Consider the following 23535-nt stretch of genomic DNA (forward strand, 5'->3'; position numbering starts at 1 on the left):
AATCCGGACTTTCAGGTCCGAAACGGTTGAAGAGACAGTGAATGAAGGGGAGAAAGCTTGGCTGTTCCCGGAGAAACCCTGGGTATCCCCATCGGGGGATGTCTGGACGGGGAGGTTCGGACAAAGGCAGGAAACAAGGCTACGCAATACGGGAATGCCTTGCAGCGCAGATTAGTCCGCGAATGTTTAATGAATACTTTCGCAGCGTTACCAGTTTTCGGCGGGAATGTTTTGTAGTCGGCGAACATAAATTGCGGGCTGGCGTCGCCGGGTGACTCCGTCGTGAATTTATCGGGTCTTGAGCCAGTTCAGCACATAAACGCGTAGCGACGAAGACAGATTGCTGTCGGAGGGGCGGTTGTCATCGATTTCGGCCAGCAGGGCTGCGAAGCTGATCTTGCGTCTTTCCGCGATGATTTTTAACTCATCCCAAAAGGCGTCCTCAAGCGAAATACTGGTCCGGTGGCCGTGCAACGTCGTGGAATGCTTGCGGATCATCAGATCGGTCTTTGGCTGGAAATCTGAATCATGTTTTGCCGGCAAGCCCCTGTTTTACGATTCTTTTCCGATTTGCTGGCTCTGTCTGTCCCTAGGCAGGCCGGTCTCAGTCCTTCCGGGGCTCGTGAGCGTCGTTTTCGAGCCGGCCCTGGTCAAGTGCCTTTTCGGCCTTTTCATTCAGGGCTGATGTGAGGTTCTTTTCCGCTTTGGTGCGTCCGAAGGACAGGCGGTTCTGCTCCGCCTGTTTTTCTTTTTCGCTGCGGGCTTTCTGCTTCCGGAACTGGCGCAGATTGACGATATCGGCGGCCATGCGGATACGTCTCCTCGGGTTTCGCGCTCAGGCAGGCGTTATTGCTTCTTGCGGAAAGCATCCAGCGAGACGACGGAGCCTTCCTTCTTTTCCTCGCCGGCCTTGGGCGTTTCGGAAGCGGAAGCCGGCTTCGCCTCGTGCGACACCGGATATGCGGTGATTTCCGCGTCTTCCACTTCTTCCTCGTCCGCCAGGGGGACATCGAACTCAAGTTCGAAATTCACGGAAGGATCGTAGAAACCGCGGATGGCATTATAGGGAATGACGAGCTTTTCCGGTGTATCGGAGAAGGAGAGACCGATTTCGAAGCCGGTTTCGGTGACCTTCAGGTCCCAGAATTGATGCTGGATGACAATGGTCATCTGCTCGGCATATTTCGCCTTGAGGTGCTGCGAAATCCGCACACCGGGTGCACCGGTCAAGAAGGTAATGAAGAAATGGTGGTCGCCGGGCAGACGGCCGGTGGCGGCCACTTCGCCCAATACCTTACGAATAACGCCGCGAAGGGCATCCTGTGCGAGAATGTCGTAACGGATATGATCCTGCCCCATGCGGTCCTGTCTTTCCCTTATTCGAACGTCTTTTTCATGCACGGCGCGCCTTGGGTACCAAGGACGCTGTAACACTTTGAATCTCTGCGTAATCCTTGAGCCGGGATCAATTCCGATCCGGATGGTTACGCTTTGCTCAAGTATACGCAATGTCCCGAACGGCAGCAATGGAAAAGCCGATGCTGTCCGCAAGTCAGCTATCATATAACCAATTCAGGCAAAATGGAGAAGGTGGAGGTTTCTGTTGCCAGGTACCTCCGAACCCCGCCTCACGGGGCTAACCGTGAGGGCTTTAGAGCGGAATTCCCGCACCGCCATTAGGCAGCGAGAGCGTATTCCTTAGCGTTGTTGTCGTTTGCAACTACACTTGTGACCCGATAACGGCGGTATCATGCCGAGCAAAAGTTCGATCTTTACACCCTTGTCGATCCTATTTCGCCCCCATCAAAAGCCGGCCTTTCATCTTAAAGCCGCCGGTTTTTGGTGGAGGCGCCGGGTACCGCCCCCGGGTCCAATAGGTTTATTACACCGACCGTTTATCGCCATAGCCGGGTTGCCCCGGCAAGGCTCATATAGGCGTTTCGACCGGCTGAGAAAAGGGGGGAGATGACAATTCGATGAAAAGGTTTCGTGTTTGACGCCGGCAATTTAGACAATTCTTGACGACGAGGGATTGCTGTCTCATTCTCCCTGCAACCGGTCATTAGAAGCAACACCGGGCCGGGGACACACGAAGGAGTGGACATGACTGACTATCTCGCAGATGTGAAGAAATACGATGCAGCAGCCGACGAAGCCGTTGTCGGCAAGATCGTCAAACATCTCGGCATTGCCCTGCGCAACCGGGATTCCTCGCTGGTGTCCGCGTCCGATCCGGAAGAGCTTGCACGTGTGAAGGCTAGCTGGTGCGGCAAGAAGCTTGGTGTCACCGATGACAGCGCCGACAAGGCAATCGATGCCGTTGCGAAAGCCATGGCCGCCGACCGCTCAAAATCGCGCGTGACCTTTTATTACCTGGTCGCCAAGGAACTCGGAAAGCTTCAGTCGCTCTGATTTTCCCGGAAAAACGGGGATAAGCGTTTCCCCGGTGATTGGTTCTGCCGCCCTGTGCTATTATATCTGCCTGATATCAGGGAATCGGCGGCAGAACGCATGAAACAATATCTCGATCTTCTCCGGCATGTGATGGAAACCGGCTCCGACCGCGGAGACCGCACCGGCACCGGCACGCGCTCGGTGTTCGGTTACCAGATGCGTTTCGACCTTGCAGAGGGGTTTCCGGTCCTCACCACCAAGAAGCTGCATCTGCGGTCCATTATCCATGAACTCCTGTGGTTCCTGAACGGCGATACCAATATCGCCTATCTCAAGGAAAACGGCGTTTCCATCTGGGATGAATGGGCCGATGAGAACGGCGATCTAGGCCCGGTCTATGGCGCACAGTGGCGGTCCTGGCCCGCGCCGGACGGACGCCACATCGACCAGATCGCGCTTCTGATCGAGGGCCTGAAAACCAACCCGAACTCGCGCCGTCATATTGTCTCCGCCTGGAACCCGGCGCTGGTGGACGAGATGGCGCTGCCGCCCTGCCACTGCCTGTTCCAGTTCTATGTTGCTGACGGAAAGCTCTCCTGCCAGCTTTACCAGCGTTCCGCCGATATTTTCCTCGGCGTGCCGTTCAACATCGCGTCCTATGCTCTTTTGACTCTGATGGTCGCGCAGGTGGTTGGTCTGAAACCGGGCGATTTCGTCCACACGCTCGGCGATGCGCATATCTATGCCAATCATTTCGAACAGGCACGGCTGCAGATGACTCGCACGCCGAAGGCCTTGCCGACGATGCGCCTCAATCCTGATGTTAAGGACCTTTTCGGCTTTAAGTTCGAAGACTTTACGCTGGAAAACTACGAGGCCGATTCAAGCATCAAGGCACCGATTGCGGTATGACCGAGCCGCGTATCATCATCATCGTCGCAGTGTCCGAGAACGGCGTCATCGGCCGCGACCTCGACATGCCGTGGAAGCTTTCCACCGACCTCAAGCGCTTCAAGGCGATGACGATGGGCAAGCCGCTCATCATGGGCCGCAAGACGTTTTTATCCGTCGGCGAGCGTCCGTTGCCCGGCCGCCCGCATATCATCGTCAGTCGTAATGCCGATTACCGGCCGCAGGGTGTCGATGTCGTCTCATCACTGGAGGAGGCCTTGAAGCTCGCCAAAAGCAAGGCTGCGGAACTCCGCGTGGATGAGGTCTTCGTGGCCGGTGGTGGAGAGATCTACCGTCAGGCCATGCCCTTCGCCGATCAACTTTCCGTCACCCACGTCCCGGTAAAGCTCGATGGCGACACTTTTTTCCCGGAGATCGATCCCGTCGTTTTTGAGAAAACCGAGGAAATCCCGGCTCCCGCTGGGGAAAAGGACAATTATCCCGTTCTGTTTACCACGTATATGCGGAGAGCCGCGGCAAAGTGAACTATTTACCCAGATTGGGTATTTAGTTACCACCTCTGCGTTGAAACGAACGCTTCTCCTTCCTATAACGGGTCGATATTCCCGCCGCACGCGAGCAATCGCTTTCGAACGGAACCGGGAGAGGCTTTTACAAAGAGGTATTGATGCCCTGGAGCAATCAGAATGGCGGCGGCGGCCCATGGGGCGGCGGCGGTGGAGGAAACAACCAGGGCGGCGGTGGCGGCCCGTGGGGGCAGGGGCCCAACCGGCCTCGCGGCGGTGGCGGCGGCAATGGCGGTCCGCCCGATCTGGAAGAGATCATCCGGCGCAGCCAGGACCGTTTCAAAAATGTGCTGCCCGGCGGTTTCAATGGCGGCGCAGTTGCCATCGTGGTTCTCGTCGTGCTGGTTTTCCTCGGCATCCAGTCCATCTACACCGTCCAGCCGGACGAGCGCGGCGTGGAGCTGCGTTTCGGCCGTCCGAAGGACGAAATCTCGATGCCCGGTCTGCATTTCCATCTGTGGCCGATCGAGACGGTTGAAATCGTCAAGGTCACCGAGCAGCAGCAGAATATCGGTTCGCGGGCCTCGTCGTCTTCGTCGAGCGGCGTGATGCTCACCGGCGACCAGAACATCGTCAACGTTCAGTTCTCGGTGCTCTATACGGTTTCCGATCCGAAATCCTATCTCTTCAACGTCGACAGCCCGGCCGAGACGCTGCAGCAGGTTTCCGAAAGCGCCATGCGCGAAGTCGTCGGCCGTCGTCCGGCGCAGGATATCTTCCGCGATAACCGTCAGGCAATTGCGGCGGATGTGCGCACCATCATCCAGTCCACCATGGACGGTTATGGCGCCGGCATTTCCATCAATGCCGTGGCCATCGAAGATGCGGCGCCGCCGCGTGAAGTGGCCGACGCGTTTGATGAAGTGCAGCGTGCCGAGCAGGACGAAGACCGCTTCGTTCAGGAAGCCAATCAATACGCCAACCAGAAGCTCGGCGCTGCTCGCGGTCAGGCCGCGCAGATCCTCGAAGAGGCGAACGCCTACAAGTCGCGCGTCGTCAACGAGGCGCAGGGTGAGGCGCAGCGCTTTGTCTCCATCTATGACCAGTATCGCACCGCGCCTGACGTGACCCGTCAGCGCATGTTCCTGGAAACGATGGAACAGGTCCTGAAGGGATCCAACAAGATCATCATCGATGAAAAACAGGGCGTGGTGCCTTATCTGCCTCTGAACGAGATCATGCGCAACAATCCGGGCGCAGCACCGCAGGGAGGCAACTGATATGGGTAACCGTCTTACAGCCGTTCTCGTCGGTCTCGCCGTCCTGCTTTTTCTCGGTTATTCGTCGATCTTCGTGGTCAACGAGCGCCAGCAGGCCATCGTCGTCCGCTTCGGTGAAATCCAGGACGTGAAAACAGCGCCGGGCCTCTATTTCAAGCTGCCCTTCGCCTTCATGGATGCTGACCGCGTGCAATATATCGAGAACCGCGCCTTGCGTTTCGACCACGATAATATCCGTGTTCAGGTTTCCGGCGGCAAGTTCTACGAGGTCGATGCCTTCGTGGTGTACCGTATTACGGATGCGCGCCGCTTCCGGCAGACGGTCTCCGGTGACCAGATGTCGGCTGAATCGCGCCTGCGCACCCGTCTCGACGCATCGCTGCGCCGGGTTTACGGTCTGCGCGGATTTGAATCGGCGCTGTCGGATGCACGTGCGTCGATGATGCAGGAAGTGCGTGACGATCTGCGTCCCGATGCGGAATCGCTCGGCATCAGCATCGTCGATGTCCGCATCCGCCGTACCGACCTGACGCAGGAAGTCTCCCAGCAGACCTTCGAACGCATGAAGTCGGAGCGTCTGGCGGAAGCCGAACTGATCCGCGCCCGTGGTAACGAAGAAGCGCAGCGCCGCCGCGCTATCGCCGACCGTCAGGTTGTGGAACTGGAATCCGACGCTCGCCGCCAGTCCGAAGTTCTGCGCGGTGAAGGCGATGCGGAGCGTAACAAGGTGTTCGGCGAGGCTTTCCAGCGCGATCCGAACTTCTTCGAGTTCTATCGTTCCATGTCGGCCTATGCCAACGCACTGAACGGCAATGGCACGACGCTGGTTCTGTCGCCGGACTCGACCTTCTTCCGTTATTTCAACAATATCGACGGTGCGGCCCCTGCCTCTCCGGCCGCGCCCGCACCTGCGCCGGCGAACTGATAGCGGATAAAATGAATTTGGAGGGGCCGGTTTTTACCGGCCCTTTCTTTTTGAGGTGTTGCGCTCTGAAATTCATAAAATTGTGGGTCAGCGGCAATAATCTTCTGTCTTTCATCATATGGAAACCGGAAGATGTCGCCTACGCCTGGCCACGACAGAGACAATTACAAAGCTGCTTTTACTTTCGCCATAGTAGGATTTGCAGCATTTTCATTGATGGACGCTGTTTCAAAAATTCTCAGCGGCTTGCACTCTCTTCCTCAAGTCCTCTTTTTCTCCGGAATTTTCGCGATCTTTTTCGGTTTGTTGCTTGCCAAGCCGTTGGGTGGATTCAAAATTAATTCGGTTAAGGGATGGGCGGTGGTCTCTGCTCGGGGACTCATGTCCGTCGCCATGATATGGCTGACGTTGTATGCGATCTCTCGTATGCCAATCGCCAATGTTTATTCGATTCGCTTCACGAGCCCGATCATCACGATATTTTTGGCTCTGGTGTTTTTGAACGAACGTCCTGTCGGGCTTCAGTGGCTGTCCGCCCTTCTAGGCCTTGCCGGCGTATTGGTCGTTCTGCAGCCGAGCGGCATAATAGACAGCCTAGCCGTTGCCCTCGCCTTTGCTGCCGCTTTTGCGCAGTCGGCATCGACTATCATGGTGAGACGATGGAGGGCCCAATCGACTCCATTGGCGGATACCATGCTGCCCGTCATTATTCTGGTTTTCATCACCGGTGTCCTTCTCCCGGAAAGCTATACTCCGCCAACGCCGATTGAGTGGCTCTTTTACATTGGGGCGGGTGCATTGCTGGCAATCGGGAGATTGTGCCTCACGCTTTCGATCCGCATGGCGCAATCGTCCATCGTCGCGCCACTTCAATATACCCAACTTCTGTGGAGTTTGTTGTTCGGCTACCTATTTTTCTCGGAACAGCCCGTTTTGCTTTTGTGGTCGGGCTACTGCCTTGTTTTCGTCAGCGGAGTTATTGGGCTAATGTTCAGCCGGACGACGCCGCCCGCTCGATGACCGCCGTGTGCCCTCTGCGTTTTTTTCTGGAAACCATTACTATTGACAATAGGTGTTTGCCTCGTCCTCGCTTTTCTGTACGGCTTTGAGACGCGATGAGGTGGCGGAATCGATTGCCTGTTCACGAAAAGGTATTTTTACACTTCATCATTCCGCCTTATGCTTTGACGATATATGCAGGGCAAGACGATTTGAAACGCGAGGACGCATATGGCCGTGACCCTTCTTTCGCCTTTTCGCAGCAGCATTTCCGCAGTCGCGGTAATAGCGCTTGTTGCGGGCAGCCTTGCGGCGCCGCTTCCGGCGGGCGCGCAAAGCCACGGGCCGGAATCTGTTGCCGATCTTGCCGAGCCGCTGCTGGATGCGGTGGTGAATATTTCCACGTCGCAGAACGTCAAGACAGATGGCAAGGGGCCGGTTCCGCCACGTCTGCCGGAAGGTTCGCCCTTCCAAGAGTTCTTCAAGGATTATTTCGACAGCCAGAAGCCGGAAGGCGGTGAAAAGGTCAATTCCCTCGGGTCCGGTTTTGTGATCGATCCCGCCGGTTATGTCGTCACCAACAACCACGTCATCGAGGGTGCCGATGCCATCGAGGTGATTTTCCCGAATGGCTCGAAGCTCAAGGCGACGCTTGTCGGCACCGATACCAAGACCGATCTTTCCGTTCTGAAGGTGGAGCCAAAAACGCCGCTGAAGGCGGTCAAATTTGGCGATTCGCGCAGCATGCGCATTGGCGACTGGGTAATGGCGGTCGGTAACCCCTTCGGGCTTGGCGGATCGCTGACCGTTGGCGTCATTTCAGCGCGCGGCCGCAATATCAATGCCGGCCCTTATGACAATTTCATCCAGACGGATGCGGCCATCAACAAGGGTAACTCCGGTGGACCGCTCTTCAACATGAAGGGCGAGGTGATTGGCATCAATACGGCGATCATTTCGCCGAGCGGCGGTTCGATCGGTATCGGTTTCGCCGTGCCGACGGAGCTTGCACAGAACATCGTTCAGCAACTGATCGAATTCGGAGAGACCCGCCGCGGCTGGCTGGGTGTTCGCGTCCAGCCGGTCACGGACGATGTGGCCGCGAGCCTCGGCATGGACAGCGCCAAGGGCGCGCTGATTTCCGGGGTCGCCAAGGGCGGCCCGGTGGAAAACGGTCCTATCCAGGCTGGCGACGTCGTGCTGAAATTCGATGGCAAAGATATTCACGAGATGCGCGACCTTCTGCGGATCGTGGCGGAAAGCCCGGTTGGCAAGGAAGTCGATGTCGTCATCCTGCGCGACGGAAAGGAAGAGACCGTCAAGGTCAAGCTGGGCCAGCTGCAGGATACCACGGATGAGAAGGCTTCGACTGACGACCAGCAGACTGACGACGGCGACAGCGGTGTGATCGCGCCGGAAGACAATGATGGCGGCGACGATCAGGCCCAGGATCAGACTCCGGAGGTGCGTGAAGCGCCGCAGAGCGTGCTTGGCATGAATCTCGTTGTGCTCAGCAATGAGTTGCGGACGGAAAAGGGCATTGCCGAGAGCGTTGAAGGCGTGCTGGTCGCAAGTGTCGATCCGGGTTCGCCTGCAGAACAGAAGGGCATGAAGGCAGGCGATGTGATTGTGGAAGTCGGACAGGACTTCATGGAGGTTCCCGGCGACGTGCTGGTGCGGGTGAATGGTCTGAAATCGGAAGGCCGCAAGAACGCCCACATGATGGTGGCCGATGCGCAGGGCAATCTGCGCGTGGTGGCGCTGCCGCTGGAATAACGCTTTCCGCACGGTCGGGCAGGAATCGGGTGGTTCCGATGCTGCCGGCTCTTTAAGCCTTGGCCTCCACCGAACGGAGACCAAGGCTATGAAATTACTTGAAAACAAAGTCGCCATCATCATCGGCGCGTCATCCGGCATCGGCCGCGCGACGGCGCGCCTGTTTGCCGCTCATGGCGCCGCCGTCGTCATCAATGCGCGCGGCGAAAAGGCGCTGGACGAGGTTGCCGCCGAGATTCGTGAGGCGGGCGGACATGTGCACACGGTTGCCGGCGACGCTGGCGTTGCGGAAACCCATTCCCGTTTGGCCGAGGCGGCCACCGACGTTTTTGGTGGTCTCGATATCGCCGTCAACAATGCAGGCGGCGTGGGTGCCGCCAAGCCGCTGGCGGAGATTTCGCCTGACGAATGGGATTACGTGCTTAACGTCAACCTGACTTCCGCCTTTCTTGGCGCGCGCTATCAGATTCCGCTGATGCTGAGGCGCGGCGGCGGTTCCATCGTCTTTACCTCAAGCTTCGTCGGCACCAGTGTCGGCATACCGGGCATGTCGGCTTATGGCGCTGCGAAGGCCGCGCTGATGGGGCTGGTGAAGGGTATTACCGCCGATTATGCCGCCCGCGGCGTTCGCGCCAATGCGTTGTTGCCCGGGGGTGTGGACACGCCGATGGCAGGGGATCAGGCACAAAAGGACTGGGCCGCCGGCCTGCATGCGATGAAACGCATCGCCCAGCCCGAGGAAATAGCGCAGGCAGCGCTTTTCCTCGCCAGCCCGATGGCGAGTTTTGTCGCTGGCGCGGCGCTTTTTGCCGATGGTGGCAACGCCGCGGTGAAATAATTCCGGACCGGCGGGTCACGACGTCAACGCGCCCGCCATTGCTCCAGCGTCAGCGCATAGGTGACGTGCGGACGCAGATGGGGATGCGTCTCTGCGGGCACGCGGGGATGGTCGAAATCCCGCGAGGGATCACGTTTCAGCCCGATTCGCTCCATCACGGCGGTCGAACGGTGGTTGTTCCAGACAGCGAAGGAGACGATTTCCGGCGTCTCCTTTTCGTCAAAGGCCATCACGAGCAGCGACTGCGCCGCTTCGGTGACATAGCCATGTCCCCAGAAACGGGTGGCGAGCCGCCAGCCGATCTCCATGGTGCCGACCGGGAAGGGCGGGTCGAGATTAAGGACGGGCGAAATACCGCAAAATCCCATGGATTCGCCTGTTTCCCGCTGCTCCATCGCATAGAAGCCATAACCACTGCCGCGGATCATGCCATTGATGGTTTCGAGAACCGCGTCCGCTTCCTGATGGCTGCGGCGGAAGGGGAAAAATTCCATGACCTTCTCGTCGGCATTGATTTCACGGAAAAGGTCTCGGTCGCTCTCCTTCCACTCGCGCAGAATAAGTCTTGGCGTCTCGCGAATGATCATGGGGTGACAAAGTCCGTCTTTCGATAACCCTGAATGTAAAGAAGCGCCGTCAGGTCGCCATGGTCGATGCGCATCTGCGCTTCGGCCGCCACGGCCGGCTTGGCGTGCAGGGCCACGCCCGCGCCCGCCACATGCAGCATGCCCAGATCATTGGCTCCATCGCCAACCGCCATCGCCTCATCTGGAGAAATGCCGAGTTTGGCGGCAATATCATTCAACGCATCCACTTTCGCCTGTTTTCCGAGGATGGGTTCGGCAACGGTGCCATCAAGCTCGCCATTTGCCTCACCAAGCAGATTGGCGCGGTTCTCGTCAAAACCGAGCACCGCGGCGACACGGCTGGTGAAGACGGTGAAACCGCCTGACACGAGGGCCGTGTAATAGCCTTTCGCCTTCATGGTGGCGATGAGTTCCTTGCCACCCGGGGTCAGCGTGATGCGCTTTTCGATGACGTCATCGATGACAGCAACCGGCAGTCCTTTCAGCAACGCGACGCGCTCCCGCAGTGCCGGTTCAAAGGCGATTTCGCCGTTCATGGCGCGTGCGGTGATGGCTGAGACCTTGTCCTTCAACCCGACTTCAGCTGCCAGCTCATCGATGCATTCCTGACCGATCATGGTCGAATCCATGTCTGCGATCAGGAGTTTCTTGCGACGCTGGTCCTGCTCCTGGATCACGATATCGATCGGCTGGCCGGCGAGGGTGTCAGCGATAGCCCTGTGTGCCTGCTCTATTGCGGTGCCGGAGGGCAGTGCGATATCGCAGGCAATCCCGTCCGCCAGCCAGTAGAGGCCCGATGCGTTCACGGCCTTCGCGGCCGCTTCGCCGAGGGCCGGTGTCAGAACAGGATTTGACGGATTGGCGATAAGCGTGGCAACCATAGCCATGATGAAAAACCTTGATGAGAATTTTGATGCGATCCTGATAACCGGCCCGACGGCTAGCGGCAAGTCCGCGCTTGCGCTTCGTCTGGCTGTGGAGCGGGACGGTGTCGTCATCAATGCCGACAGCATGCAGGTTTACGACACGCTGCGCGTGTTGACCGCCCGACCGTCCGAAGACGAGATGGAGGGGGTGCCGCATCTCCTCTACGGTCACGTGCCGGCGAGCAGCCTCTACTCCACGGGCGAATGGCTGCGGGACATCTCCGTCGTGCTTGCCGATCTGCGCGGGCAGGGGCGTTTCCCCGTCATCGTCGGCGGCACGGGGCTTTACTTCAAGGCGCTGACAGGCGGGCTTTCCGACATGCCTGCCATTCCGGACACGATCCGTGAGCCGATGCGAGCCCGGTTGATCGAAGAAGGCGCAGCCATCCTTTACGCCGAGCTTGTCCGGCGCGATCCCGTCATGGCCGACATGCTCCAGCCGGGAGACGGCCAGCGTATTGTCCGCGCGCTGGAGGTGCTTGAAGCGACCGGGAAGTCCATCAGGGATTTTCAGCTTGCCCGTGGCCCGATGATCGTTGATCCGGACCGGGCGCAAAAACTCGTGGTCCTGCCGGAGAGGCCGGTATTGCATGCGCGTATCAACCGGCGTTTCGAAGCCATGATGCATAGCGGTGCGGTGGAGGAGGTACAGGCGCTTCTCGCCCTCGATCTTCCGGCCGATGCCACCGTCATGAAGGCGATTGGCGTTGGCCAGATCGCTGAAATGCTGGCCGGGCGCATGAGCACGGCGGATGTAGTTGAAAGATCGGCCGCTGCAACCCGACAATACGCCAAACGGCAGATGACATGGTTCCGCAACCAGATGGATGAAGACTGGATGCGTATTCAGCCGTGAAGGAACTCAATCTTTCCTGTAGAGACTGCCGAGCGGTTTCTTGAGCAGGCTTTCACGCAGCGACGGGCGTGTATCACCCTGGGGACCATTCTGCGCCTGCATCTGGAAACCGGCTTTGCGCAACTCGTTGACGGCGCTGGAGGCGGTGTCGGTGCCTACCGGATTTTGTGATGCAGGCAGGGCGCGCCCAGGTAGCATGTCCGGGCGGTAGGGTTCGTATTCCTCGCTTACGGCCGCGCCCAACTCCCGCTTCCAGGGATCGATATCGGCGGCATCGAGAGGCCGCGCGGTCGGTTCCGCCGGATCTGAAAAGGCCGCTTCCACGCTCTGCTGAAAGCCTGTGATAACCGGTCTGCTTGCGGCGCGCATGCGGGTGACGATGGCGTTCAGGTCAACGGTATCGGGCGTTTCCTGGCTGGCGTGGCTGATCGTGCCGCTCGCCTTGGGCAATTTGATGGTGGGCACCCGGTCGAAACGCATGCGCATTGGCACCCCGACTGCCTCGCCGAAGGCGATGGCTTCGCCATTGCCGATGGAGGAAAGAAAGCTTGTGGTTGAGGCCGATGCGTTCGGCACAGCCGAGAGAATGATCTTCTGGTCGATCTCGTTCGACAGCCGCATGGCGAAAACAGTCGAACATTGCGACAGGATTGTCTGATCCAGCTCACTGGGTCTCTGGGTGATGATGCCCAGCGAAATGCCGTATTTCCGGCCTTCCTTGGCAATCTGGGCGATGGATTGCCGGGTGGGGAAAAAGCCGCGCTCAGGGTCGGCGGGAACATAACGGTGCGCTTCCTCGCACACCACGAGCATATGCAGCGAACCGCGCGCCAGCACCGCCAGTTCGAAGGACATACGGCAAAGAACGGAAACCACCGAGTTTACCACTTCGGACGGGATGCCCGACAGTTGGAATACCGAAATCGGTTTGCCTTCCCCGGGAATGCGGAAAATATGCGCCACGGTTTCCAGAATCGTGTCGCTGATCGTATTGCTGGAGAACATGAAATTATAGCGCGTGTCGTTGATGGCCGAAAGAATGCGGCCTTTCAGCGTGCGCAGCGCCGGTTTTTCGCCACGCCCCTCCAGCCGCCCGATGCGCTCGTCAATGAGGGCGAGAAGATCGGCGATGCGGTAGGGAACCGGCGTGTCCGGTGTGATCGCGCTCTTGTCGGAGGTGCGGCGAACGGCCGAACCTTCGGTTCCGCGAAACGCTTTTTTCGCCTCGGGAATCAGATCCCGCAGAACATCCATTTCCTCCGGCACGGGTTTGCGGCCGCGGAACACAACTTCCGCGAACTCCTCCAGGCGCATCAACCAGAAGGGAAGGTCCAGCGTATCGGTGTCGATGACGACGGAATGATCTGGGAAGGCGGCGGCGAATTCGTTGTGCGGATCAAGAATGAGGACACGCAGTTTCGGGTCGGTCTCGATTGCCTTGTTCAAAAGCAGGGAGACCGCAGTGGTCTTGCCCACACCGGTCGAACCGACAACGGCGAAATGTTTGGCCAGCATCTGCGGAATATTGATGGCGGCATTGATCGTATCGTCCTGCGTCAGCTTGCCGATGACGCAGGCGTCGCGCTTGCCGCCGTCGTAAATCCTGGAGAGGTCGCTCGCACGGATACGATGCGCGACCGCGCCGAGATAGGGATAACGGGAGATGCCGGTGGAAAAGCGTTCGCTGCCATCTTCGGTACGATAAACCTCGCCCACGAGTTCAACGTCGATCAGCAGCCTGTTCGGCTTGTCTGGCGCCCAGTATTCTTCGCCGGTCCGCATGGCAAAGACAAGCGCGGCGACGCGGCTCGTGCCCATTTCAATGGAGATCAGGCGTCCGACGGACCAGAGTTGCGATACGTCTGTGGTACCCGGTTCGGTTTCCGCAACAATGGTGGCGCGTGCGCCGTCGCAGGCGATGACACGGCCGAGCATGCGGTTGGCCGGCTGCTCGCCGGATCGCCGTTCGTTTTCGCCCATGCGGGACGCGTTATGAAACGTGTCGTTACTCACATTTTTTCCCGGTACATGCGGATGATCGCGGTGGTTCCGGCAGCATCTGCCTTCCCGGTATAAAAGATTATGCTTAACAACAGGTGTATCACTTGCGTTCGAAAATTTCGCGCAGACGCGCTTTCCGGTAATAAAAGAAGGCGACGGTGATTTTTTCATGCAATATGCGTTGACGGCTGGGGCTTTTGTGGCTAACACTCCGGCCCATGAAAAATCTTAACGTACTTATCGTGGTGGGACGGCGCATGGGCAGGATGGTGTAACCATCCGGCGAAAGCACCCATGCGCTGAACGAGGCTCCTCTAGGGGCCTTTTTTTATGTCTTCAAACAGGCCCTCGGGCTCCTCGATATCCAAAGCCAAAGCGGGATGGAAACAGGCAATGACGGATAAGGACAATACGGAAAACAGCAATCGCATGACAGGTGCGGAGATCGTTTTGCGGGCGCTGAAGGACAACGGCGTCGAGCACATCTTCGGTTATCCCGGCGGCGCCGTACTTCCGATCTATGACGAGATTTTCCAGCAGGAAGACATCCAGCATATTCTCGTGCGCCATGAGCAGGGCGCTGGCCATGCGGCTGAAGGTTATGCCCGCTCGACCGGCAAGGTCGGTGTCATGCTCGTCACCTCAGGTCCCGGCGCGACCAATGCAGTTACTCCCCTGCAGGATGCGCTGATGGATTCCATTCCGCTCGTCTGCCTGTCCGGCCAGGTTCCCACCACGCTGATCGGCTCGGACGCGTTCCAGGAATGCGATACTGTTGGCATCACGCGCCCCTGCACCAAGCACAACTGGCTGGTGAAGGACGTCAACGAACTGGCTGGTATCATCCATGAGGCTTTCCGCATTGCGCAGACCGGACGTCCGGGTCCTGTCGTTGTCGATATCCCGAAGGACATCCAGTTCGCCACCGGCACCTACACGCCGCCTTCGGCTGCCGTCCAGCAGAAGAGCTACAAGCCGAAGGTTCAGGGCGACCTTAATGCCATCCATGCCGCCATCGAACTGATGTCGAAGGCGAAAAAGCCGGTTTTCTACACCGGCGGCGGCGTCATCAATTCCGGCCCGGAAGCAACCCGGTTGCTGCGTGAACTGGTCGAGCTGACCGGCTTCCCGATCACGTCGACATTGATGGGTCTCGGTGCCTATCCGGCGTCCGGCAAGAACTGGCTCGGCATGCTGGGCATGCACGGTTCCTACGAAGCCAATATGACGATGCATGATTGCGACGTTCTCGTCTGCGTCGGCGCGCGTTTCGACGACCGTATCACCGGCCGCATCAACGCTTTCTCGCCGAATTCGAAGAAGATCCATATCGATATCGATCCCTCCTCGATCAACAAGACGGTTCGCGTCGACGTTCCGATCATTGGTGATGTTAGCCATGTCCTGGAAGACATGGTTCGCCTGTGGCGCGCTTTGCCGAAGAAGCCGGAGAAGGCGCAGACCGCAGAGTGGTGGTCACAGATCGAGCGCTGGCGTGCCCGCAACTCCTTTGCCTACAAGAATTCCAACGATGTCATCATGCCGCAATATGCCCTGCAGCGGCTTTATGAGGCATCGAAGGGGCGTGACACCTACATCACGACAGAAGTCGGCCAGCACCAGATGTGGGCGGCGCAGTTTTTTGGCTTCGAGGAGCCGAACCACTGGATGACCTCGGGCGGTCTCGGCACGATGGGTTATGGACTGCCGGCGGCCATCGGGGTTCAGGTCGCGCACCCCGAAGCGCTGGTTATCGACATTGCCGGTGACGCCTCGATCCAGATGTGCATTCAGGAAATGTCCTGCGCCATCCAGTACGGCCTGCCGGTGAAGATCTTCATCCTCAACAACCAGTATATGGGCATGGTGCGCCAGTGGCAGCAGCTGCTGCACGGCAACCGCCTGTCCAACTCCTATACCGAAGCGATGCCTGATTTCGTCAAGCTCGCGGAAGCCTATGGCGCGGTTGGCATGTATTGCGACGACCCGAAGGAATTGGATGACAAGATTGCCGAGATGATCGCAGTCAAGAAGCCGGTCATTTTCGATTGCCGCGTTGCTAATCTCGCCAATTGCTTCCCGATGATTCCGTCTGGTAAGGCTCATAACGAGATGCTGTTGCCGGATGAGGCGACGGATGAAGCAGTTGCCAACGCCATTGACGCCAAGGGCCGTCAGCTAGTCTGAGCCGGGAGAGGAAAAGGACATGAACGCACACCTACAACCCACCGGCTCTGCCTACTTCATCCAGAAGGAAACGGCTGCCGTCGAAAACCACACGCTGTCGGTTCTCGTCAACAACGAGCCCGGCGTGCTGGCTCGGGTCATCGGGCTCTTTTCCGGCCGTGGCTACAACATTGAAAGCCTGACGGTTTCGGAAACCGAACATGAGGCGCATCTGTCGCGCATCACCATCGTGACGCGCGGCACGCCCATCGTGCTGGAGCAGATCAAGGCGCAGCTGGAACGGATCGTGCCGGTGCACCGGGTTCTCGACCTGACCGTTCGCGCCCGTGAACTGGGGCAGGAGCGGCCGATCGAGCGGGAAGTGGCGCTGATCAAGGTTGCCGGCACCGGTGAAGTCCGTGCCGAGGCGTTGCGGCTTGCCGATGCGTTTCAGGCCAAGGTCGTGGATGCGACGGTGGAACATTTCATTTTCGAAATCACCGGCAAGTCGTCGAAGATCGACCAGTTCGTGGCGATCATCAAGCCGCTCGGCCTGATCGAAATCTGCCGCACGGGTATTGCCGCGATGAACCGTGGCTCGCAGGGGATGTAATTTCTCCGAGTGCAGAGCAAGTTCCCTTCGGTGCGAACCGCGGTTTGCGGCGGGCTGGACTTGTAAATGTTTTGAACGCTCTCTTCGTCATGCTCGGGCTTGTCCCGAGCATCTGCGAGATCTCAGTTTTGTTGGACGTGATTGAATCCTTGTCCCGAGCCCAAGGATGACGTCAACTAAATATCAATATTTTTCATCACCTTAGACCGCGGCACTCGCCGCGGTTTTTTTATAACCATCGCGCGGCTCAATATTCAACCATGTGGTTGACTTTCTGTGGCTCTCGTCTATATTCAACAACATGGTTGAATTATCCGCTTCACATCTAGACACTGTCTTTCATGCCTTGGGCGACGCCACGCGACGCACGATGCTGCGGGATCTTTCCCGCGGTGAGCGAACGGTGACACAGTTGGCTCAGCCGTTCGACATCTCGCTCGCTGCGGCTTCAAAGCACATCAAGGCGCTGGAAAATGCGGGGCTCATCCGCCGCGAGGTGAGGGGGCGTATCCATGTCTGCCGCCTTGCGCCGGAACGGCTGGAAGAAGCGCATGAATGGCTGGATTTCTACCGGCAGTTCTGGGGCAGCCGCCTCGATATTCTTGAGCAGATGCTCAGGGAGGAAGATCAGGGAAAAACCCCTGCAGATGGAGGAAATGACAATGGCTGATATTGCAATGCCTGACACCTATGGTCGCCTCGTTGAACCGACGACCCTGAAGATCGAGCGGCTGCTGCCGGGGCCGGTCGAACGGGTATGGGCCTATCTGACGGAAAGCGACCTTCGCCGCCGCTGGCTGGCTTCCGGCGAGATGCGGCTTGCCGCCGGCGCACCATTCGAGCTGGTGTGGCGGAATGATGAACTTTCCAATCCACCCGGACGCCGCCCTGAGGGCTTTTCCGAAGAGCACAGGATGGCTTCCCGCATCATTACGGTTGTTCCGCCGCACCGCCTTGTCTTCACATGGGGCGAGGGTGCCGAGGTTTCCATCGAACTCCAGGCTCTTGGTAAGGACGTGCTCCTGACGCTGATCCATCGCCGGCTGGCGGATCGCACCACAAGGCTCAATGTCAGCGCCGGTTGGCACGTGCACCTTGATGTTCTCGCTGCCCGCCTTCAGGAGGAGGAGCCGGGACCCTTCTGGGAAACATGGCTGGGTCTGAAAGAGGAATATGAGCACCGGATACCGCAATAGGCACGGTGCGTTCTCGTGATGCAACGGCGCGGCTTGCCGCGCCGTTTCGATTGGTCCGCCTGATCTTCCCTGGGCGACAGGGCTGACTATGGACCTGGCGTTCACATTCCGATCCAACCGCTTGAGCGATTGATTCCGAAGTGTCTCCTAACCGTTTGTTACGTCAAAGCATTTCCAGCGCCGTCTTGCGCGTTGGCGGGAGGAAGACGGCATCCAGGGCGGCCCAGTCCTCCTCGGTTATATCAAGATCGGTCGCGCCGCGATTTTCTTCGACGCGCGCGGGATTCGAGGATTTCGGGATCGCGATGACGCCTTCCCTTTCCAGCAGAAAGGCCAGAGCCAGTTGCGCCGGGGTCGCCTGATAGGCCTTGGCGATGCGTATGAGTTCATGGTTCTTGAGAATACGGCCCTGTTCTATGGGAGAATAGGCCATCAGTGGCACGCCGTGTTGCTGGCACCAGGGCAACAGCGAAAACTCCGGCCCGCGTCGGGACAGATTGTAAAGTACCTGATTGGCGGCGCAGTTCCTGCCGTCAGGAACGGCGAAAAGCTCTTCCATGTCGTCCGTGTCGAAATTGGAGACGCCCCAGTCGCCGATCTTGCCGTCCCTCTTCAGTCTTTCGAAAGCCGCCACGGTTTCTTCGAGTGGGTGCTCTCCGCGCCAGTGCAGCAGATAGAGATCGATGTGGTCGGTGCCGAGCCGGGCGAGGCTGCGCTCGCAGGCGTCAACAGTGCCGGTGGCACTGGCATTCCAAGGATAGACCTTGCTTACCAGAAACACGTCTTCGCGATGATTGACGATAGCCCTGCCGACTATCTCTTCCGATCGGCCGTCCGCGTACATTTCCGCCGTGTCAATCAACGTCATGCCAAGGTCGATGGCCCTTCGGATACTTTCGACCTCCTGCTCGGCGGATGATCTCGTCTCCCCCATGTTCCACGTCCCGAGGCCGAGGGCTGGGACCTCTTTTCCGGATGGGAGGGCAACGTAGGGAATGTCATCATACATCGTTTCGCTCCAGGGTTCTCGGGCGAAGAATAAGCCTTTGTTCCGACTTCTCAACCCGGCACGGACGGGATCGATCCATCAAAAAAATTGACCTCGTCGATCGGTTTGCCGGGCTGGTCTGATGGCGGTCCCGTGGGTAGGGTTGCCTTCACAGGAGAGATCATGACTGCCGAGACATTTATCGCGCTGGTGCTGTTTGCCTTCACCACCTCCATCACGCCCGGTCCGAACAATATGATGCTGTTTGCTTCCGGCGTGAATTTTGGTTTCCGTCGCACCGTCCCGCATATGCTCGGCATCGGTGCGGGCTTTCTTTCGCTGCTGATAGGGGTCGGATTTGGCCTCGGGGCACTGTTGCATTCGGTACCGGCACTTTATACCGGGCTGAAATTTGCGGGTGGGCTTTATCTCGTCTGGATCGCGTGGAAAATCGGAACGTCCCGCAGCCTCCATGAAGGCACGGCGGCTTCGCAGCCGATGAGTTTTCTTGCAGCAGCGGCGTTCCAGTGGGTCAATCCCAAGGCGTGGGTGATGGCGGTCACGGCAATGGCGACATATACGGATGAGACGCAGTATTTCCTTACCGTAATGCTTGTGGGGGTGGCCTTCGCTGCCGTCAATCTTCCCAGTGTTTCCACCTGGGCCGGTTTCGGCTCGGCGCTTCGCGACTGGCTCTCCGTTCCGGTCCGGCTCAAATGGTTCAACATCAGCATGGCCGTGCTTCTCGTCATCAGTCTCTGGCCGATGCTGAAATAGCGGCTCCACTCGGCGACTCTATGTCGGGAACTGCCGGTAACATTCCTCGGCGATCGCCTGTACCTCGGCTCGCGTCAGTTCCGCGGAGACGGCGTAACCCAGATCGTTGTCGATCCAGTAGAAGGTCTCGATTCCATCGGCGCTGGCCATGCGGAAACTGGTGGTGCGGTTTTCCTCGTTGTGGCCTATCAGCACCGTCACCCGCCTGCCGGTCCTGTCCTGGTACATCAACATCGCACCCGGCTTGCCGCTGACGGGGATAAGACGCCCACCGACGAGGTCATATCCAATCTTCGAAAGATCGGGAATCGCGAAGGGGTAGCCGAGCCGCTTGCCAAGCCAGGTTGCCAGATGCTGCTGTTCCCCGGCCCCCACCTCTACGGGATGACGCACTTCGCTCGCGTAGATGAGATAAGCGGATTTCGCCTGTGCAGGAATGTCCGTCGTCAGCGATGCCAGCACCACATCCTGCGGTGTGGAAACGGACCACGGCAGAAGCCTGCCGGCTGCCGCGCCCGCCGTGAAGATCAGGAAGGCTGCCGCGGTTCGCAGGAGAAGGGGTTTAAGCCGCCAGGCGCGTGCGACCTTTTCGCGAATCAGCATCGATGCGTCACGCGGATGTGCGGCGGCATAGGAGGCGAAGGCATTTCTCAGGCTGTCGGCCTGTCTCTTCCAGTCTTCCACCCGGCTCTGCTCTTCCGGTCTTTCCGCGAGCCATGCCTCGACAGCCGCGCGGTCATCGTCGGAGAGAAGCCCGTCGACATAGGCGTGCAGGTCGTCTTCGGTTATGGCATCAGCCCGTTTCATCGTGGTCTCCGCAGGGGAATGATATTATCCGCCGCCAGATGCTGGCGAAGGGTTTCGCGGGCGCGGGACAGTCTGGACATGACGGTGCCGAGCGGGATCGACAATGTCTCCGCCGCCTCCTGATAACTGTAGCCCTCCACCGTCACCAGCATCAGTACGGCGCGCATCTCAGGCGAAAGCAGCGCAAGCGCGCCGTGCAGGCGGTCGTTCTCCAGCGTATCGCCCAGCGTTTCGGCAGCGGCGATCGTTTCATCGAGACTTTCCGAAGGATGCCGTTTCTCTGTCCGGTGGCGGTTGCGATAAAGATTCGTCATTATGGTGTAGGCCCATGATTTCAAACCGGTTCCCCGCCATGTTGCTTTATTGGCCAGCGCCTTCTCGACGCAGTCCTGCAACAGGTCCTCTCCATCGGTATCTGAGCGCGAAAGGCTGCGGGAATAACGGCGCAGCATCGGTATCAGGGCCAGCATCTCCGCTTCGAAGCTGCCGGCCGCGGGGGACTGTCTCCCCCGCGTCGCAGCTTCCATCTCGTCAGGGTTTTGCTGCATCCCACACACCGTTCACGCCGTCGCCGGTGGCATCGCCCTTCTTGGTGTCCTTGATCCAGTAATAGAGCGGCATGCCGTCCTTCGCCCATTGCTTCTTGCCGTCCTTGCGCGTCACGATGGAGTAAACCCCTTCGGCTTTCGCATTCTCCGCAGCGAAGAAGGGCGGCCAGTTCGTGGCGCATTTGTCATAACAATTGGATACGCCCTTCTTGTCGTTCTTGAAAGTGTAGAGCGTCATGCCTTTTTCACCTGCGAGCACATTGCCTTTTGCGGTCTTGACCGTTTCGACCGCCGGGGCGGCATAGGCTGTTCCGGCAAAGGCCAGAACGAGGGCGGGGACGATGAAGCGGATTTTCATGGACATATCCTCCTTGGTTCGGGCGGGCTCGAGCCGCCGGCACAACAAGAGACACCGCTGGTCCGTGATTTATTCCCTTCGCAAAATATTTTTTTCAGCAGCCTGATGACGAACGGGGAAAACCGGTCGTAAACCTGCGCTTCAGCGCTCACGATATTCATCTTTCGTTCTTTTTCTGTTGCGTACCGGGCTCGAATCCTGCGATGAGGGCGCATGTTATTTTCACCGCAACAGGACGAAGCGCTCAAGGCTGTTTCCCGCTGGCTCAAGGAAGGCCGGTCGCCGGTTTTCCGGCTGTTCGGCTATGCCGGAACCGGCAAGACCACGCTTGCCAAGCATTTTGCGGAAAACGTCGATGGAGAGGTGCTGTTTGCGGCCTTCACCGGCAAGGCGGCGCAGGTGCTGCGTTCGCGCGGCGCGACCAATGCCCGCACCATCCACTCCCTGATCTACCGCCCGCGCGGAGAGGAGACGGTGGAAGACGAAGAAACCGGCAAGACCTCGATTGCCCCGATGTTCTCCATCAACCGCCAGAGCCCGCTCGCCAAGGCGGCGCTCATCATCATCGATGAATGTTCGATGGTAGACGAACAGCTTGGCAAGGATCTGATGAGTTTCGGCACGCCGATCCTCGTGCTCGGCGATCCCGGCCAGCTGCCGCCGGTTTCGGGCGGAGGCTTCTTTACCGAGCAGGAGCCGGATTATCTGCTGTCGGAAATCCATCGCCAGGCGAAGGACAATCCCATCATCCATCTTGCCATGGATGTGCGGGAAGGCCGGGAGATCATGCGCGGCGATTATGGTTCCGCGCAGGTGATCTCCAAATCCGAGGTGACGCAGTCGCTGGTGCTCGATGCCGATCAGGTGCTGGTTGGCACCAACCGCACCCGCCGCCGCTATAATCAACGTCTTCGCGAGCTAAAGGGTTTTACCGCCGATTATCCGCAATCGGGCGACAAGCTGGTCTGCCTTCGCAACGATCCTGCCAAGGGCCTGCTCAACGGCTCGCTGTGGCAGGTGATGAGTTCGTCGCGCGAGACGGTGAAGCCTGGTATCAACCTGATGATCCGGCCTGAAGACGACGATATGGATCGCGGTGCGGCCAAGATCAAACTGCTGAAGGCGGCCTTCGAGGACGTGGAGACCGAAATTCCGTGGTCCACGCGCAAGCGTTATGACGAATTCGATTTCGGCTATGCGTTGACGGTGCACAAGGCCCAGGGTTCGCAATGGAATAACGTGGTTCTCTTCGATGAGAGTTATGCGTTCCGGGACTCGCGCGAGAGGTGGCTTTACACCGCCATTACCCGCGCGGCTGAGACCCTGACCATCGTTCGCTGATCCTGATCAGGCGCGGATGACGCCGAGCAGAACCGCCTTGGCCACCGCCTGAAAACGGTTGCTGGCGCTGAACTTGCCGATAATCTTCGCTTCGAGGATGTTAAGCTCGTTTGCCGAAAGACCAAGGGCGCGGGCGAGCCTGACAGGGGCGTATCCTTCCGCCATGAGTTCGAGACATTTCCGTTCAAGATCGGTTAGCGCGATGTCGTTTGCCTGTCCCCTCTCGGCCGCGTCCGCGCCATCTTCGTCGCTATCGGTGACGAGCAGTTCCTCGATCTGCTGGGCCTGGCGCTGGAGCGTGGAAAGCTCCGCCGTCAACTCTCGCTTTCGCTGCCTTAGTGCGTCGCGAAATATATCGTCTGCCTCTTCCTGCGAGAGAGAACGGACCAGTTTTTCCATGATCTCCGTAATCGAAGCCACGGAAATACCGACTTCGCGGCAAACGTTGATAACGGCCATGCGCTGGACGTTGCGGTGAGAATAGACCCGCATCTGTCCGATGCGTTTAGACGTCAGCAGTGCCTTTTCTTCGTAAAAATGCAGGGTACGGTGGGTCACTCCGAAGATATTGGCCATGTCGGCGATCGGAACCGGTTCCGCGGGCAGCGATGAGGGCAGGCTTATATCCGGTAGAAAGCTGTTGACCCTTAGATTGGGTTTGTCCTCGTCGCCGTGACTTTCGAACGGCATCCGGCCATCCTGCATTGTCTCCCCCTTCGCGCTCTCCGGCAGCGTGTCTGC

26 protein-coding genes and 1 other RNA gene are annotated in these 23535 nt (G+C 58.6%); 15 read left to right on the top strand and 12 right to left on the bottom strand.

All coding sequences use genetic code 11. The features are described 5' to 3' along the window. Positions 1–288 precede the first annotated feature (288 nt). The 4 genes from WA845_RS07350 to ssrA all read right to left on the bottom strand — a co-directional run bounded on the left by WA845_RS07350 (position 289) and on the right by ssrA (position 1961). A complete protein-coding gene (locus WA845_RS07350; RefSeq protein ID WP_035209777.1) occupies positions 289–498 on the bottom strand; it encodes a ribbon-helix-helix domain-containing protein in 210 nt (69 codons plus the stop codon). Positions 499–604: 106 nt separating this feature from the next. Then, positions 605–808, bottom strand: coding sequence for a DUF4169 family protein (locus tag WA845_RS07355; RefSeq protein ID WP_035209709.1), 204 nt, complete (start codon positions 806–808; stop codon positions 605–607). 38 nt (positions 809–846) lie between these two features. After that, positions 847–1359 carry a ClpXP protease specificity-enhancing factor SspB gene (locus tag WA845_RS07360; protein ID WP_112553883.1) on the bottom strand — a complete coding sequence of 171 codons (513 nt, stop codon included), beginning with the start codon at positions 1357–1359 and terminating at the stop codon, positions 847–849. Between the two features lie 230 nt (positions 1360–1589). Then, positions 1590–1961, bottom strand: a transfer-messenger RNA (tmRNA) gene (gene ssrA, locus WA845_RS07365). Between the two features lie 142 nt (positions 1962–2103). On the opposite strand from ssrA, the gene WA845_RS07370 reads away from it, so the two are divergent. From WA845_RS07370 to WA845_RS07405, 8 genes are all read left to right on the top strand, one after another. Next, positions 2104–2412 (top strand): DUF2853 family protein, encoded by a 309-nt coding sequence (locus tag WA845_RS07370; protein WP_004442740.1) that lies wholly within the window; start codon positions 2104–2106, stop codon positions 2410–2412. 99 nt (positions 2413–2511) lie between these two features. Continuing rightward, positions 2512–3306: a thymidylate synthase gene (locus tag WA845_RS07375; protein WP_004442739.1), complete on the top strand. Its 795-nt coding sequence runs from the start codon at positions 2512–2514 to the stop codon at positions 3304–3306. After that, positions 3303–3830 carry a dihydrofolate reductase gene (locus tag WA845_RS07380; RefSeq protein ID WP_337322242.1) on the top strand — a complete coding sequence of 176 codons (528 nt, stop codon included), beginning with the start codon at positions 3303–3305 and terminating at the stop codon, positions 3828–3830. The genes WA845_RS07375 and WA845_RS07380 overlap by 4 nt, the downstream gene beginning before the upstream one ends. Before the next feature lie 143 nt (positions 3831–3973). After that, complete coding sequence (hflK, locus tag WA845_RS07385) at positions 3974–5092, top strand: FtsH protease activity modulator HflK (RefSeq protein WP_004442737.1); 1119 nt, start codon at positions 3974–3976, stop codon at positions 5090–5092. Position 5093: 1 nt separating this feature from the next. After that, entirely contained in the window at positions 5094–6017 is a 924-nt protein-coding gene (hflC, locus tag WA845_RS07390) for a protease modulator HflC (protein ID WP_004442736.1), read from the top strand. 132 nt (positions 6018–6149) lie between these two features. Then, positions 6150–7037 carry an EamA family transporter gene (locus tag WA845_RS07395; protein WP_112553881.1) on the top strand — a complete coding sequence of 296 codons (888 nt, stop codon included), beginning with the start codon at positions 6150–6152 and terminating at the stop codon, positions 7035–7037. 210 nt (positions 7038–7247) lie between these two features. After that, complete coding sequence (locus WA845_RS07400; RefSeq protein ID WP_112553879.1) at positions 7248–8792, top strand: Do family serine endopeptidase; 1545 nt, start codon at positions 7248–7250, stop codon at positions 8790–8792. An 88-nt stretch (positions 8793–8880) separates the two neighbouring features. Continuing rightward, positions 8881–9630: an SDR family oxidoreductase gene (locus WA845_RS07405; RefSeq protein WP_077987453.1), complete on the top strand. Its 750-nt coding sequence runs from the start codon at positions 8881–8883 to the stop codon at positions 9628–9630. Positions 9631–9653: 23 nt separating this feature from the next. Here WA845_RS07405 and WA845_RS07410 read toward each other — a convergent pair whose 3' ends face one another. Next, the gene (locus tag WA845_RS07410; RefSeq protein WP_004442733.1) at positions 9654–10217 is read right to left on the bottom strand and encodes a GNAT family N-acetyltransferase; all 564 of its coding nucleotides are present in this window, start codon (positions 10215–10217) and stop codon (positions 9654–9656) included. Beyond that, on the bottom strand, positions 10214–11104 hold the full coding sequence (serB, locus tag WA845_RS07415; protein ID WP_112553877.1) for a phosphoserine phosphatase SerB: 891 nt from the start codon (positions 11102–11104) through the stop codon (positions 10214–10216). Before serB ends, WA845_RS07410 begins: the two co-directional genes overlap by 4 nt. Between serB and miaA the strand changes: the two genes are divergently transcribed. After that, on the top strand, positions 11103–11999 hold the full coding sequence (gene miaA / locus WA845_RS07420; RefSeq protein ID WP_112553875.1) for a tRNA (adenosine(37)-N6)-dimethylallyltransferase MiaA: 897 nt from the start codon (positions 11103–11105) through the stop codon (positions 11997–11999). The genes serB and miaA overlap by 2 nt on opposite strands. Positions 12000–12005: 6 nt before the next feature. Here miaA and WA845_RS07425 read toward each other — a convergent pair whose 3' ends face one another. Beyond that, positions 12006–14012: an ATP-binding protein gene (locus WA845_RS07425; RefSeq protein WP_022556567.1), complete on the bottom strand. Its 2007-nt coding sequence runs from the start codon at positions 14010–14012 to the stop codon at positions 12006–12008. Positions 14013–14393: 381 nt separating this feature from the next. Between WA845_RS07425 and WA845_RS07430 the strand changes: the two genes are divergently transcribed. From WA845_RS07430 to WA845_RS07445, 4 genes are all read left to right on the top strand, one after another. Then, positions 14394–16187 carry an acetolactate synthase 3 large subunit gene (locus WA845_RS07430; RefSeq protein WP_037089928.1) on the top strand — a complete coding sequence of 598 codons (1794 nt, stop codon included), beginning with the start codon at positions 14394–14396 and terminating at the stop codon, positions 16185–16187. Between the two features lie 19 nt (positions 16188–16206). After that, on the top strand, positions 16207–16779 hold the full coding sequence (ilvN, locus tag WA845_RS07435; protein WP_004442728.1) for an acetolactate synthase small subunit: 573 nt from the start codon (positions 16207–16209) through the stop codon (positions 16777–16779). A gap of 301 nt (positions 16780–17080) precedes the next feature. Then, a complete protein-coding gene (locus WA845_RS07440) occupies positions 17081–17449 on the top strand; it encodes an ArsR/SmtB family transcription factor (protein ID WP_006697797.1) in 369 nt (122 codons plus the stop codon). Next, positions 17442–17975: an SRPBCC family protein gene (locus WA845_RS07445; RefSeq protein ID WP_035209722.1), complete on the top strand. Its 534-nt coding sequence runs from the start codon at positions 17442–17444 to the stop codon at positions 17973–17975. Before WA845_RS07440 ends, WA845_RS07445 begins: the two co-directional genes overlap by 8 nt. 163 nt (positions 17976–18138) lie before the next feature. Here WA845_RS07445 and WA845_RS07450 read toward each other — a convergent pair whose 3' ends face one another. After that, a complete protein-coding gene (locus tag WA845_RS07450; protein WP_112553873.1) occupies positions 18139–18984 on the bottom strand; it encodes an aldo/keto reductase in 846 nt (281 codons plus the stop codon). A 162-nt stretch (positions 18985–19146) separates the two neighbouring features. Between WA845_RS07450 and WA845_RS07455 the strand changes: the two genes are divergently transcribed. Continuing rightward, positions 19147–19740: a LysE family translocator gene (locus tag WA845_RS07455; protein WP_004442723.1), complete on the top strand. Its 594-nt coding sequence runs from the start codon at positions 19147–19149 to the stop codon at positions 19738–19740. Positions 19741–19758: 18 nt separating this feature from the next. On the opposite strand, the gene WA845_RS07460 is transcribed toward WA845_RS07455, so the two are convergent. The 3 genes from WA845_RS07460 to WA845_RS07470 are packed head-to-tail and all read right to left on the bottom strand — an operon-like array spanning position 19759 to position 21459. After that, positions 19759–20547 (bottom strand): anti-sigma factor family protein, encoded by a 789-nt coding sequence (locus WA845_RS07460; RefSeq protein ID WP_022556562.1) that lies wholly within the window; start codon positions 20545–20547, stop codon positions 19759–19761. After that, positions 20544–21095, bottom strand: a complete 552-nt coding sequence (locus WA845_RS07465; protein ID WP_022556561.1) for an RNA polymerase sigma factor — start codon at positions 21093–21095, stop codon at positions 20544–20546. The genes WA845_RS07460 and WA845_RS07465 overlap by 4 nt, the downstream gene beginning before the upstream one ends. After that, complete coding sequence (locus tag WA845_RS07470; protein ID WP_048902723.1) at positions 21079–21459, bottom strand: COG4315 family predicted lipoprotein; 381 nt, start codon at positions 21457–21459, stop codon at positions 21079–21081. The genes WA845_RS07465 and WA845_RS07470 overlap by 17 nt, the downstream gene beginning before the upstream one ends. Before the next feature lie 207 nt (positions 21460–21666). Between WA845_RS07470 and WA845_RS07475 the strand changes: the two genes are divergently transcribed. Continuing rightward, positions 21667–22794, top strand: a complete 1128-nt coding sequence (locus WA845_RS07475) for an ATP-dependent DNA helicase (protein WP_004442716.1) — start codon at positions 21667–21669, stop codon at positions 22792–22794. Between the two features lie 6 nt (positions 22795–22800). Here WA845_RS07475 and WA845_RS07480 read toward each other — a convergent pair whose 3' ends face one another. Then, positions 22801–23499: a MerR family transcriptional regulator gene (locus WA845_RS07480; protein WP_337322243.1), complete on the bottom strand. Its 699-nt coding sequence runs from the start codon at positions 23497–23499 to the stop codon at positions 22801–22803. Between the last annotated feature and the right edge of the window lie 36 nt (positions 23500–23535).

This window comes from Agrobacterium sp. CMT1, assembly GCF_037203725.1.
Lineage (GTDB): Bacteria > Pseudomonadota > Alphaproteobacteria > Rhizobiales > Rhizobiaceae > Agrobacterium > Agrobacterium pusense.

What these genes read in the sequence shown, in the direction of transcription:
- WA845_RS07350 (WP_035209777.1), bottom strand. Translation starts at nt 498, where the DNA reads ATGATCCGCAAGCATTCCACGACGTTGCACGGCCACCGGACCAGTATT.
- WA845_RS07355 (WP_035209709.1), bottom strand. Translation starts at nt 808, where the DNA reads ATGGCCGCCGATATCGTCAATCTGCGCCAGTTCCGGAAGCAGAAAGCC.
- WA845_RS07360 (WP_112553883.1), bottom strand. Translation starts at nt 1,359, where the DNA reads ATGGGGCAGGATCATATCCGTTACGACATTCTCGCACAGGATGCCCTT.
- WA845_RS07370 (WP_004442740.1), top strand. Translation starts at nt 2,104, where the DNA reads ATGACTGACTATCTCGCAGATGTGAAGAAATACGATGCAGCAGCCGAC.
- WA845_RS07375 (WP_004442739.1), top strand. Translation starts at nt 2,512, where the DNA reads ATGAAACAATATCTCGATCTTCTCCGGCATGTGATGGAAACCGGCTCC.
- WA845_RS07380 (WP_337322242.1), top strand. Translation starts at nt 3,303, where the DNA reads ATGACCGAGCCGCGTATCATCATCATCGTCGCAGTGTCCGAGAACGGC.
- hflK (WP_004442737.1), top strand. Translation starts at nt 3,974, where the DNA reads ATGCCCTGGAGCAATCAGAATGGCGGCGGCGGCCCATGGGGCGGCGGC.
- hflC (WP_004442736.1), top strand. Translation starts at nt 5,094, where the DNA reads ATGGGTAACCGTCTTACAGCCGTTCTCGTCGGTCTCGCCGTCCTGCTT.
- WA845_RS07395 (WP_112553881.1), top strand. Translation starts at nt 6,150, where the DNA reads ATGTCGCCTACGCCTGGCCACGACAGAGACAATTACAAAGCTGCTTTT.
- WA845_RS07400 (WP_112553879.1), top strand. Translation starts at nt 7,248, where the DNA reads ATGGCCGTGACCCTTCTTTCGCCTTTTCGCAGCAGCATTTCCGCAGTC.
- WA845_RS07405 (WP_077987453.1), top strand. Translation starts at nt 8,881, where the DNA reads ATGAAATTACTTGAAAACAAAGTCGCCATCATCATCGGCGCGTCATCC.
- WA845_RS07410 (WP_004442733.1), bottom strand. Translation starts at nt 10,217, where the DNA reads ATGATCATTCGCGAGACGCCAAGACTTATTCTGCGCGAGTGGAAGGAG.
- miaA (WP_112553875.1), top strand. Translation starts at nt 11,103, where the DNA reads ATGATGAAAAACCTTGATGAGAATTTTGATGCGATCCTGATAACCGGC.
- serB (WP_112553877.1), bottom strand. Translation starts at nt 11,104, where the DNA reads ATGGCTATGGTTGCCACGCTTATCGCCAATCCGTCAAATCCTGTTCTG.
- WA845_RS07430 (WP_037089928.1), top strand. Translation starts at nt 14,394, where the DNA reads ATGACGGATAAGGACAATACGGAAAACAGCAATCGCATGACAGGTGCG.
- ilvN (WP_004442728.1), top strand. Translation starts at nt 16,207, where the DNA reads ATGAACGCACACCTACAACCCACCGGCTCTGCCTACTTCATCCAGAAG.
- WA845_RS07440 (WP_006697797.1), top strand. Translation starts at nt 17,081, where the DNA reads ATGGTTGAATTATCCGCTTCACATCTAGACACTGTCTTTCATGCCTTG.
- WA845_RS07445 (WP_035209722.1), top strand. Translation starts at nt 17,442, where the DNA reads ATGGCTGATATTGCAATGCCTGACACCTATGGTCGCCTCGTTGAACCG.
- WA845_RS07450 (WP_112553873.1), bottom strand. Translation starts at nt 18,984, where the DNA reads ATGTATGATGACATTCCCTACGTTGCCCTCCCATCCGGAAAAGAGGTC.
- WA845_RS07455 (WP_004442723.1), top strand. Translation starts at nt 19,147, where the DNA reads ATGACTGCCGAGACATTTATCGCGCTGGTGCTGTTTGCCTTCACCACC.
- WA845_RS07460 (WP_022556562.1), bottom strand. Translation starts at nt 20,547, where the DNA reads ATGAAACGGGCTGATGCCATAACCGAAGACGACCTGCACGCCTATGTC.
- WA845_RS07465 (WP_022556561.1), bottom strand. Translation starts at nt 21,095, where the DNA reads ATGCAGCAAAACCCTGACGAGATGGAAGCTGCGACGCGGGGGAGACAG.
- WA845_RS07470 (WP_048902723.1), bottom strand. Translation starts at nt 21,459, where the DNA reads ATGTCCATGAAAATCCGCTTCATCGTCCCCGCCCTCGTTCTGGCCTTT.
- WA845_RS07475 (WP_004442716.1), top strand. Translation starts at nt 21,667, where the DNA reads ATGTTATTTTCACCGCAACAGGACGAAGCGCTCAAGGCTGTTTCCCGC.
- WA845_RS07480 (WP_337322243.1), bottom strand. Translation starts at nt 23,499, where the DNA reads ATGCAGGATGGCCGGATGCCGTTCGAAAGTCACGGCGACGAGGACAAA.